Below are 2,239 nucleotides of genomic sequence, written 5' to 3'. Positions count from 1 at the left end.
CATCTCGACAGTCCACCGGAGATCATCTCGAGAGTCCAACGGGACGGGTTAAAAGTTCGCGGTTCACACACGCTGCCGTGCAGGCTATCGAAGTTTGGGATGCGAACATGGCGCAGGTCGAGGGACATGTCGACGAGATCGGCGGCATCTACCAATTCGTCGACCGACATACCTGAACTAACCTCGGACCGCCGGCGTTCATCGTCAGCTTGCCCGGGGCTGAGCCTCGCATTATTCGCAACTTGGATGCGAGCCCGCACGGCAGCCCGGCCGATCGGGTCGTGAAAGCTGTCTAGGTGCGCGGCGGCAAAGTCACAGCCAAACTAATGATCGTGACAAACCAAGTGGACATTTGTGAATGTGCGGTTGCCCTTTGCTTCTACTCTGCATAGAAGCACAGTGTTGGGGCTATAGGTTGGGTAGTAGGGCGTTGGGATCCAAATTTGAAAAGTTAAATAGGCTGCGCGAGTCCCTTCGCGAGTCTAACCATGATTTCCGTGCGAGTACCCAGCTGTTCAGCAGCTTGGACGTCGCCAAGATTGACCGCGATATGAATCTCGCTGGTCGCGGGAAGGAACGTGGCGAGGCGAACCAGCCCCCGAAGGGCGCTAAGAATCTCGACGATATCGAACATGCCGTCATCGAACGCGTTGAGGATGAAAAGAAAACCGCCCATCACAATCTCGAGGACAGCCTCCAGCTCCTCAGCGGGCGTTTGGCAGGCCTCGATTTTGAGGAACAGTTCGGCCTAATCCGCCAGGCGAATGCGGCCAGCGTGACAGACTTCAAGGCTTCGGTCGCCGTTGGTCTGGATGAACTCCATGGATTGAGGAGGGCTCTTAACGATGCGGAGAAAGAGCACGCCTGGTTCAAGGAAAAGCACGGTTTGATCCGGGCTGCACGGGTTCAGCATGGCGCGGCGCACATTTTCCGCGTTTCGCTGCTGCTGTTTCTGTTCCTCGTCGAGACCGCGATGAACGGCAATTTCCTTGCCAAGGGGAACGAGCAGGGCTTCTTTGGAGGCATCCTGGAGGCTGCGGCATTCTCGTTCATTAACATCGGTGCCGCGTTGTTGCTTGCGGTTTTCTGCGCTCGCAGGGTCACGCATCGTTCCACTTTTTGGAAGCTAGTGGGGATTCTCTCAATCCTTCTTTACGTTGGCCTAGCCGTGACCATAAATCTCGCGCTAGCCCATTATCGCGAGGCAAGTGGGTCGCTCGCGGATGGCGCCGGCACCGAGGTCATCCGCAACATCATGGCCAATCCAGCGGGCCTGATGGACGTGAAGTCGTGGCTACTGTTTGCGATCGGCCTGATGTTCTCGACCTTTGCGTTTATCGACGGCTGGTTCGTGTTGGACCCGTATCCGGGGTACGCCGGCGTCGAAAATCGCCTGGTCGCTAAGCGTGAGGACTACATCGAGCGCAAGAAGGAGTTGATCGAAGAACTCCAGGATGTTCGCGACGATCACAACGAAAAAGTCGAGGACATCGTCAAGGAACTCGGCAGTCGTCGCAGGGAACATCGCGCGATCATCGATCATCGCTCACGGCTTCTGACACTTTTTGCACAACATCAGGACCAATTGGAGCGAGCGTGTAACCAACTTCTCTCGAAGTACAGAGAAGCGAACATCCAGGCCAGAACGGAGCCTGCGCCCAAACATTTCGGGGCGCCCTACAAGCTCGATCGTATCAAACCCCATGTCTCCGGGAATGGAGAGTGGAGTGAGGAGGATATCGGTACATCGATCCGCAAGGCGCAAGAGGAGCTCAACGCTCAAGTTCGCCTGATTGGCCAGGAATGCGAGCGGGGAATTGAGCAGTATCGAGACCTCGATAAGCTTCATCCCGACAGTGTGAACAATGGCTAGGCGGTCTCGCAGGCGGAAGAAGGACCATGCGGGCACGATCGTCGCGGCTGTAACCCTTGGGGTTCTATCGGTCGCGATGTTGGCCGGCTTTGCCTGGATGTGGTCGAGGTCTGGCAAGGGGCAGATCGACGCCAGCACGAATTGCCCGCTGGACGGCCCGACCAGCCTGACAGCCGTTCTGATCGACGCCACGGATCCAATCTCGGCGACGACAATGTCCGATCTGAAGAACGAGTTCCGGAAGACCATCGGCCGCGTCGAGCCTGGCGGATATGTGAGAATTTACACGCTGAACTCTGAGCCCGGCGACCTGACCGTGATGTTCGATGGATGCAATCCGGGCGACGGGTCGACGGTGGATAGCTG

General features: G+C 57.1%; 1 protein-coding gene and 1 pseudogene. Both read left to right on the top strand.

Annotated features, from left to right (window positions below; translation table 11 throughout):
* Positions 1–523 precede the first annotated feature (523 nt).
* A complete protein-coding gene (locus EOA60_RS29580; RefSeq protein WP_245479296.1) occupies positions 524–1,873 on the top strand; it encodes a hypothetical protein in 1,350 nt (449 codons plus the stop codon).
* A gap of 79 nt (positions 1,874–1,952) precedes the next feature.
* Positions 1,953–2,239, top strand: a pseudogene (locus EOA60_RS29575) (hypothetical protein); the annotation flags it as partial.

Source organism: Mesorhizobium sp. M1A.F.Ca.IN.020.06.1.1 (assembly GCF_004023265.1).
Lineage (GTDB): Bacteria > Pseudomonadota > Alphaproteobacteria > Rhizobiales > Rhizobiaceae > Mesorhizobium.
Note: the sequence above shows the minus strand (reverse complement) of the source record. Positions and strands in the feature narration are given on the sequence as shown.